The sequence below is a fragment of the Salinivibrio sp. PR6 genome (assembly GCF_001995955.1).
Classification (GTDB): Bacteria; Pseudomonadota; Gammaproteobacteria; order Enterobacterales; family Vibrionaceae; genus Salinivibrio; species Salinivibrio siamensis.
The window spans coordinates 41,247-50,373 of the sequence record NZ_MUFA01000018.1; the positions used below are offsets into that span (position 1 = coordinate 41,247).

Annotated in this window: 6 protein-coding genes; 3 read left to right on the forward strand and 3 right to left on the reverse strand. The window is 48.5% G+C overall.

Going from position 1 to position 9,127, the window contains the following annotated elements; genetic code table 11:
- The first annotated feature begins 176 nt into the window (after positions 1-176).
- From BZG72_RS13290 to BZG72_RS13300, 3 genes are all read left to right on the forward strand, one after another.
- Complete coding sequence (locus BZG72_RS13290; protein ID WP_241832554.1) at positions 177-1,979, forward strand: Na/Pi cotransporter family protein; 1,803 nt, start codon at positions 177-179, stop codon at positions 1,977-1,979.
- Between the two features lie 121 nt (positions 1,980-2,100).
- Positions 2,101-4,530: a M9 family metallopeptidase gene (locus BZG72_RS13295; RefSeq protein ID WP_077667002.1), complete on the forward strand. Its 2,430-nt coding sequence runs from the start codon at positions 2,101-2,103 to the stop codon at positions 4,528-4,530.
- Positions 4,531-4,740: 210 nt separating this feature from the next.
- Complete coding sequence (locus BZG72_RS13300; RefSeq protein ID WP_046073389.1) at positions 4,741-5,295, forward strand: sugar O-acetyltransferase; 555 nt, start codon at positions 4,741-4,743, stop codon at positions 5,293-5,295.
- 10 nt (positions 5,296-5,305) lie between these two features.
- Here the strand turns inward: BZG72_RS13300 and BZG72_RS13305 are convergent, their stop codons facing one another.
- From BZG72_RS13305 to BZG72_RS13315, 3 genes are all read right to left on the reverse strand, one after another.
- Positions 5,306-6,277 carry an ABC transporter substrate-binding protein gene (locus tag BZG72_RS13305; RefSeq protein WP_046073390.1) on the reverse strand — a complete coding sequence of 324 codons (972 nt, stop codon included), beginning with the start codon at positions 6,275-6,277 and terminating at the stop codon, positions 5,306-5,308.
- Between the two features lie 138 nt (positions 6,278-6,415).
- The gene (locus BZG72_RS13310) at positions 6,416-7,903 is read right to left on the reverse strand and encodes an aerolysin family beta-barrel pore-forming toxin (RefSeq protein ID WP_077667003.1); all 1,488 of its coding nucleotides are present in this window, start codon (positions 7,901-7,903) and stop codon (positions 6,416-6,418) included.
- A 306-nt stretch (positions 7,904-8,209) separates the two neighbouring features.
- Positions 8,210-8,989, reverse strand: a complete 780-nt coding sequence (locus BZG72_RS13315; protein ID WP_077577920.1) for a transcriptional regulator — start codon at positions 8,987-8,989, stop codon at positions 8,210-8,212.
- Positions 8,990-9,127 lie beyond the last annotated feature (138 nt).

Consider the following 9,127-nt stretch of genomic DNA (forward strand, 5'->3'; position numbering starts at 1 on the left):
CTTCTTTCGGCCGCTTTATTTGAGTTAACACCTCCTCACGTTACGCCAAGAGTGTGATCCCCTAGCGATTATTCCCGTCAATGCTTCGTGCAACGTCATCGCGCCGCTCGCATTACGGTTTTATTGCATCTATGTTAATGATTACTGGTGATAATCTAGCAATGTAGAGGCGATAAATGCGACTAACCGCGTTGAGTAATACATGGCAGTGGCGCTGTTTGGCCATCCTCTTATTTCTACTCCCCACCCTTGCATGGGCAGCGAACACGGACGCGTCTTCGCTCCACACCCTCACCATGTTGATGGGGCTGCTCGGTGGCTTAGCGCTGTTCTTATATGGCATGGAAAAAATGTCTAATGCGCTGAAAAACGCCGCTGGAAGCCGACTCAAATCCTTACTCGCCAAACTCACCACCAACCGTGTCGCCGGTGTTTTAACGGGCGCGGGAGTCACAGCCACCATTCAATCCTCTTCTGTCACCACCGTATTGCTCATCGGTTTCATTTCCGCAGGGTTAATGTCGCTCGCGCAAGCAACTGGGGTGATCATGGGGGCCAATATCGGGACCACCATTACCGCCCAGATTGTGGCCTTTAAAATCACTCAAGCCGCCTATCTGATGGTCGCTATCGGCTTTTTAATTGAATTTACGGCCAAAGCCGATAAAACCAAGCAATACGGTAAAATGCTATTCGGGTTGGGGTTGATCTTCACAGGGATGAATGTGATGAGTGAGGCAATGTCGCCTCTGCGCGATTATCAGCCATTTATTGATGCCATGGCGAAAATGCACAATCCTTTTTTTGCCATTTTACTTGCGGCCTTGTTTACCGCATTGGTGCAGTCTTCATCTGCGACAACCGGGATTGTCATCGTCCTCGCGGGACAAGGCTTTATCTCGCTTGAAAGCGGGATCGCACTCGCAATGGGCGCCAACATCGGCACCTGTGTGACCGCCCTCCTCGCCGCTATCGGTAAATCGCGGGAGGCCAAACAAACCGCCAGTGTGCATATTCTGTTTAATATTATCGGGGTGTTGATATGGCTTCCATTGATCAGTGTTTTGAGTGATTGGAGCGTCGCACTGTCGCCGAGCCATCCTGATCTCACGGGCGTTGAACGCTTAGGGGCTGAACTTCCTCGTCAAATTGCCAATGCCAACACCCTATTCAACGTCGTCAATACACTTGTCATGTTGCCGTTTATCGGCGGGTTTGTTTGGCTTGCAAAGAAGATCATCCCTAAAACTCGTAAGCCTGCACCAAGTGAACAACCTATTGTTTCGCCGAAATATCTCTCCAAAGAACTGCTGATGACACCCGATATTGCCATGGATCAAGCCCAGCTCGAGATTGGACGCATCGGACGCCGAGTTTGCAATATGATGAATGCACTCCCGCCTCTCACTTCTAAATTAGCTTCCCAGCAAGATCGAGAAGCGGCTAATCATGCGTTAGAGAAAATCGATGAGCTTGAGCATCAAGTCGATATTTTGCACGGACATGTGCTTTTTTATCTCGGTCGATTGCGTAAAGAGCCTCTCACGCAAGCACAGAGTGACCGACAGATCACCCTAATTAGCATGACCGATCAGCTTGAGAGCATTGCTGATCTGATTGAAGACACCTTGGTGCCCATCATGGATAAATCACTGCATGCTGAGATAGATATCAGTGATGATATGCGTGAAATTCTTGATAATATTCAAGAAAAAGTCACACATGCGCTGCTAGATAGCGTGAATGCCATTCGACGTGGTGATAATAAACGCGCGAAACAAGTACTGCATACCAAACGTGCGCTTAACGCGCTATTGGATAAAGTGCTTGCCCATCAAGCCGAGCGCTTGGTAGAGCATGACACCAACCGCTTGCAACTTTTTAGTATCGAGATGGAGTGGACCGAATCGCTAAAGCGCGTGTATACAGTGACGAAACGGATCGCCAAACTACACCTGCGAGAAAAAGACCCGCAGTGATACGTCACTAGCAGACTTTAAAAAGAAAACGGAACCAAGCCCTAATTTTTAGGCTCATTAAACCAATAGTGTCGGGAAAATCGTTATAACGGCTCCGCCTAATCATATCTAGGAGCTTGAAATGTATACACTATTTCCTTCCCGACCCAAAACTCTATCGGCACTCATTGCGCTTGCCGCCTTTAGTAGCACCAGTGCATGGGCTGATGCTCAATGTGATATTGCCGATTTAGCGGCCAGTAACACACCGCTCCAAGCCATTATGAGCGCTGAACGCAGTTGCTTTACCAGCTGGTACGACACCACGTCTATTCGATATCACAACGTCTACCAAGAAACCTTTGTAAACAAAGTGACTCAGCGCCTCGCACAGACCATTGCCAATTATCAAGGGGATGACAGCCAAGCCCGCCAAATTGCTAACTTAGCCGAGTATGTGCGCGCCGCCTACTATGTTCGCTTTTATAGTGATAAAGCGAACGCCGACTTTTCGGACGCACTAGACGACCGCCTTGCGGATGCCATCAACACATTTTTGCGCTCGCCCTACGCAACGGCAAAAGGTAGCGCCCAAACCGATGCCTTGCATGGCTTAACGCTGATGGCCGATAGCATCAAGCGTTTACCGCAAACTTTGGACCTACAAATTCAACTGCTTGAAAACCTCAGGCAAGATCGCCTACATGAACGCCGTTACGCGGATGCACTGAATAACCTTTTCCGTGCCATGGCAGGCCACCAATCACGTCAGGCCTTTTATGACGAGCTTGCTGCCGATCTCTCATTGATTGACCGTCTCTATCAATTCGTGTTGGATAACCCACAACTGTCCAACAGCGAGCACGGTGCACTATTGGTGTCGAATACCGTCCGTGAAATGGGGCGGCTATTGATGGCGCCACAAGCCAGCGTGCGAGATCGTGTGATGAGTCATTATCGCGACCTGTTACCCCGTTTCCCACTGGGCGGCAAAAACGACGCGGTTTGGGTAGGCATGGTAGAAATGGTGGATGCTTACGCCCCCGATAAAATGACCGAATTAGGTCTGTCTGACGCCAAAGCGACACTGGAAGCCAAAGTGGTACCTTATCGCCACCAATGTGAAGGCCCGGCGATCATTCGCTCACAAAGCATGACACAGGCCCAATCGCAACAAGCATGCGAAAGCCTGCATCAAAAAGAAGTCGCCTTCCATCAAACCGTGAACTCAGGCTATCAGGCCGTCGCCGATGATCTAAACGACAGTGTTGAAGTCGTGGTATTTGATAACCCGTCCGACTACAAAACCTATTCCTCATTTTTGTTTGGTAACTCGACGGACAATGGCGGCCAATACTTAGAAGGTAACCCTGCCGATCCAGATAACCAAGCCCGTTTTATCGCGTACCGTAATGATAATGGCCAATCGCTTTCCATTTGGAACCTTGAGCACGAGTACGTTCACTATCTGGATGGCCGCTTTAATATGTACGGCGATTTCAACGACGTGCTTCGCCACGGTCATACAGTGTGGTGGCTTGAAGGCTTTGCGGAGTATATGGCCCATGGCGATGACTATGCCGACGCCATACGCTTGGGTAAAGAAGGCGGCTATTCACTCAGTGAAGTCTTTGCCACCACCTACCAGCATGATGTGAACCGCGTATATCGCTGGGGCTATTTGGCGGTACGCTTCTTGTTTGAACAGCATCCAGATGCTGTAGAAACCTTGCTTGAAGCCGGGCGCTCCGGGAAATTCGAGCAGTGGGCAAATTTAGTCAAAGACTATGGCCATCGTTATGACCAGGCCTTTGCGCAGTGGCTGAACACCTTGGATAACACCGGTGGCGGTGAACCACCACGTCCAGACCCTGATCCCGAGCCAGAGCAGCCAGAGGTAACAACGCTATCATTGGGACAAACGGTCACCATCAGTGGACAAGCGTACAGTGAGCACCTGTATCAGATTGATATTGCTCAGCCTGCCAATGCGCTTACATTTAGCATTGCGGGGCAAGGAAACGCGGATCTCTACGTGGCGAAAGGTCGTCAAGCGCACTATTACGATTTTGATGCCACTGAGTGGAACCAAACCAGTCATGAGACCGTGACGCTTAATGATGTAGAACCAGGCCGCTATACCTTAAGTGTCACCGGACGTGGAGACTTTACTGATGTCACCGTCGCGGTAAATGCGGAAGGCCAAGTCGATCCCGAGCCAACGCCAGAGCCTGAAACACCGGCTGGCACCGATGACTTGCGCCCGGCTCAGCTTAACGTCGCGAGTCCCAATAGCATCAGCGTTTATCAACGTCGTTACCTGTATGCCGATGTGCCTGAAGGCGCAACCAAAGCACAAGTGTGGGTCATGGCGGATGGTGACGCGGGCGATCTGAGCGTATTCGCCGCCGAGGATTACTGGCCAACGCAAGCACAAAATCAAGCCGTTTCAGACGTGCCGGGCAGCAACCAGTATATCGAGGTCGATTTACGTGATCAGCAACGTCTGCACCTGCTGCTCACGGGTGATGGAAGCCGAAGCCAAACCGATGTGCGTGTTTACTTTCGCTGATCGCTAAGCACTAAGCACTAAGCACTAAAAAAATTCTACCAAGCGCCACTGCCGAGTGGCGCTTTTTTGTTCGATTTCCATAGGAGGAGGAAAATAATAGAAAGAGGAAAAACGCTTAAGGAATGATTTCTGTTTTCACGCTCCCACAAACTGAGATAATGCCGTCATGACTGGTCTTGTATCACTGTTCACGAATAATAAGGAGAAACCATGACCGAATGGGAAAAAATGTGCCAAGGACTTGTCTTCGATGACAGTGATGGATCCATTGATATCAGGCGAGACCATGCCACACGAACCTTACTGGCATTCAATCAAACAATAGAGACGACGACAAGGCAGCAACTGCTGCGCGAGTTATTAAGTGCTATCGGCGAAGGTTCGGTGATCCAACCGCCGTTCCATTGTGAATTTGGTGAGACCATTCGGGTTGGCAGCAATAGCTTAATCAATATGAATGTCACTATGCTCGATGGCGCTCCGATCACTATCGGTGACCATGTGCTGATTGGCCCCAATACCCAGTTTTACACTCCCACTCACTCTCTCGATTATCAAAGCCGCCGATCGTGGGAGACCTGGTGCAAACCCATCGTGGTGGAAGACGATGTGTGGATTGGCGGCAATGTGGTGATCTGCCAAGGCGTGACGATCGGCGCGCGCAGTGTCATTGCAGCAAACGCCGTGGTGAAACAAGATGTGCCACCTGACAGTCTTTACGGTGGCACACCCGCTCACTATATAAAAACGCTCAATGGCAAGTGAGACAGACAAACTAGTCGATATTTCGCCAATGTGTCGGAGGAGTCAGCCCCCAGCGCTCAAATTCTGTGGCGCTATAAATGGCTCTCCCTTTTTTGCCATGAATAACCGAAATTTCCGAGGCTTCTTCACCCGCCAACACGCGGTTGACGTATTTGCCCGCTTGTATACCCTGGGATTCGCCAAATAGCACGACCCCGCCAGCAGTTTGGCCTTTCCCGACCGAAAAGTCCCAAAAGCCAAACAAAGGTGTCTCACTGTTTTCATTAGTCCATGAGAGCACTTTATTGGCATCAACCACTTTGTCCGACTCATTGCGGATAATTTGGTATAAACCAACCACAATCGCGTCGTAATCATCGGATTGCTCTACTGAGTTTTTCCAAGACGAAAACAAGCGGTGATTTTCGATGGTCACATCGATACCCAGCTGTTGTTTCAAATCTTCATATTGGTTGGCGATGTGATCGGTTGCAATCGTCGCCGTGGTGCCCGCATCAAAGAGGATTTTTACCTTCATTTGATCTTTCCCTAATAATTCGCTCATCTCTTTCATACTGCGAGCAAACAAGGGACGCTCCAACACACCAGTGACTCGCGCCGTACCGGCGTATTTCGCCATTAATCGACGTGGATTGGAGTTAATACCTAAAAACACTATATCGATATCTTCGTTTCTCAGTCTCGGCAGCATATGGCTCAACGCATTATCATCTCCAAGAACAACGACCTCGGGGCTAATCTTTTGATAAAGCGCCAACGCTTTATCTGCTTGCGCGTCAAACTGAGACCTGGGTAAGCGCTTAGTATCCATTTCAAAAGTATGTAGCGTCACATCATCGCCAAGCGTACTTTCAAGCCCACGGATATAGCTTTCATCCCAGCCGTATTCTTTATGATAACTCTGAACCAGCAGTACATCGGCAGCCCAAGTGGGTGCAACGCTCATCAAATAGAAGGCCAGGATTTGTAAATAGAGTTTCATTATGGCTCCTTGACGCCGAGTTCAACCTTCTACAACTGTAGAACAAGATTTTGAAGTGAGACGTTCCCCCACCCGCCACCTGAAAAAAAGCCGCACCTCTTGGGTGCGGCACGTTTGCTGATTGCCTGCATTTTCGGCTTACTGAGCAGGTTTAATCGTCAGTTCAGCATTTTCAAATCCGAGTGCGGCCAACTCATCCGAATCAAAGTTGGAAATGAGCTCCACCCCATTTGCGCTATCATGACTTGCCATGGGCGTCGCAGACCGCTTACTGCGCGTTTGACGAGAGGTTTGCGACTTCGCTTGTCCGACTTCGATAGTGCCCGCGTATTGTGACTCTGCATAGAAATCGCCAGATACGTGGGAGTAGAAAGGACGTAAGCTTTTGCCTGTTGCCCATTGCATACTCTGTAGGCCGTATTTCTCAATGGCCCAACTCCAGTCCCACCATTTTACTTCACCTGGGATATAACGATGATGCCACTGATAGGCAATATCGGCAGACGGCTGGCTACTGCGGCCCATGGTGAAGGTATGGTCATGTGTAGGGCGATTGTCTGGATGGGAGTGCCATGCGTTGCCGCCCCAGCGCAAGAAACCGTTAAAGTTAACGTCATAACTGATGTCTGCGCCGAAGCGATAAGGATACGAAATGCTTGAGCGATATAACTCAACACGGATAGGGATCTCTGAGTGTGCTGGAACGAAAGGACGTGCTTGCAAGGTCACTTGCTCGCTGCTCGCGCCGCCATTGCTGCTGGCAAAACTTTGGTTTGCCTCAAAAGAAATGGTTAACTTGGTCTCACCCACCAGCGGCCAATCAAAACTGTTTTCAGTTTCCACTTTTTGTGAAAAGCCATAGGTGTTGGTTTTTTCCCAACTGGTGGATTCATCGACTTTAAGATCGACCACAACCTGCTGATCAATATCGGTATTATTCCGTGCTACCGCGGAAACAGTTTTAACTAACTGGCGATCAGACTCGACCACATCACCGTGCCAAAAATCGCTATCATTGAGGGTATAAGCAAAATTATCGACCGTGATAGTGGTCTTATCACTACAACGATAGCCATCACAGCCCCCGTCATTATTACCGCGAATATGCCACTTATCACCTGAGCGCCAGACGTCCATATCTTCACCGACATAGTCACTGTGGTTGCCGCCTACCCATGCATAACCGAGATAATGTGCGAGATAGCTCAGTGGTTTAACAAATTCACTGCGGTTATTCACGAGTGCATACTGGATATCAAGTTCTGTGCCCTCAGGGATGCTCTTGGCAGCATAATGAGGAATTTCGCCCTCATCGTTTTCTGGATAACACCAAGTATCGGCCGTCTGGCCGTATTGCTTGATTTCACCGTTGTATCCACTGCCCATAATGGCCCAATCACCTGCTAGGCCGGAAATCTGCCACTGTCCCATGCGATCCATCAGAAAATGACGATGTGTGCTTGCTTCATCGGCAGTAAGGGGGCGGTAATTCGCGCGACATTGGTCATCACCTAAGTTATCGAGCACAATTTGATCAGGATAAATATTTGCCTGCGCGAGCCCAGCATAAACCAGTACTGATAGGCTGGACACAGTGAGCGCCGTTACACGTGTTGTATTAGCCATTTGACGTATTCCTTATTGAACCTTAAATAAGAGTCATAGTGCGACTGTCATGGTCGTCGCAGCCCTTACCCTTTCATAACGGTTCAATAAAAAATAATGAAAAGCGTTGAAATTAATTCCTCCTAAACTTCATAAAGTTACCGCTAGGCATTCAAAAAAACACCAAATATTCAATGTGATTTTCATTCAATAAAATAAGGGAGGAAGCTGGTGATGAAAATAGAGTTAAGGCTCTATTTTTAGCCTATCAGAACATCATGTTTGGGCATGAGAATAAATTTAGTTGTTGCTTATGAATCTAGCGTATTATTTTTCCTGCTGAAGAAATTCATCTATTTTTTGTGTCGCATGAATAATATTGAGCGGAGAGTATCGAATAAAAGTGCTCCGATGGGTCTGCTTTGAAACAAAAAGAAAGGTGGAGTACTTGTGTCTTTTTTCAATATAAACAAGGCAGTTACACTGGCTATGAGTTAAAAATTGCTCTATAGAAAAGCCGAGCTCACTACCGGGCGGGTAAAACACGTAAAGCGCCCCAACACGCTTTTGATTTAACCCTCCTCGCTGAACCCAATCACTCCACCGCCATCCATTCATTTTTCCAACCACAAACACGCTTGTTGCCACGCACAGCAATAGTGTTATCGCAATCAACAAACACTGCCGGTAGAGAGGCACTTTACGCTGAGCCGGACTTGATGGCTTAGGGTGTGAGGATCGCCCTGTTTGAGGGAGGGAAGGTTGAGGTAATGGCGTAACGTCATCTACCCCACTACATGCGGGCTCAGCGGTATGATGAGCGATCATGCCTTGTGTTAATCGGTAGCCATACTTAGGGACCGTGACCACCAATGAAGCGTCTGCACCTATTGCGATCAAGGCGCGCCGCAAAGCACTGACTGATTTAGCCAGCGACGTCTGACCAATGTACTCACTCCCCCAGCTATAACAGATCAGCGTCTGCTTACTGACGGCTTGCGGTGCGTGCTGCAGAAGGCACTCAAGGACAAGCGTCTCGCGAAATCCAATTCGAGTTGACTTGTGATCGTTGTGGAGTTTCCTTGCGACATTGTCGAAATAAATCATAGTTTTTTCTTTTAATAATAAAACAATCAGTTATTTAGTGCGATAAACATCGTTTTATTTAGAAACAAGATCACATTTCAAGAAATGATGTGATTAACCCGTTTATTCATAAAAATATTAACCCCTCACAATATATGG

Excerpts from the sequence above, each read along its gene's own strand:
- BZG72_RS13295 (WP_077667002.1), top strand. The coding sequence starts at position 2,101 with ATGTATACACTATTTCCTTCCCGACCCAAAACTCTATCGGCACTCATT.
- BZG72_RS13315 (WP_077577920.1), bottom strand. The coding sequence starts at position 8,989 with ATGATTTATTTCGACAATGTCGCAAGGAAACTCCACAACGATCACAAG.
- BZG72_RS13300 (WP_046073389.1), top strand. The coding sequence starts at position 4,741 with ATGACCGAATGGGAAAAAATGTGCCAAGGACTTGTCTTCGATGACAGT.
- BZG72_RS13310 (WP_077667003.1), bottom strand. The coding sequence starts at position 7,903 with ATGGCTAATACAACACGTGTAACGGCGCTCACTGTGTCCAGCCTATCA.
- BZG72_RS13305 (WP_046073390.1), bottom strand. The coding sequence starts at position 6,277 with ATGAAACTCTATTTACAAATCCTGGCCTTCTATTTGATGAGCGTTGCA.
- BZG72_RS13290 (WP_241832554.1), top strand. The coding sequence starts at position 177 with ATGCGACTAACCGCGTTGAGTAATACATGGCAGTGGCGCTGTTTGGCC.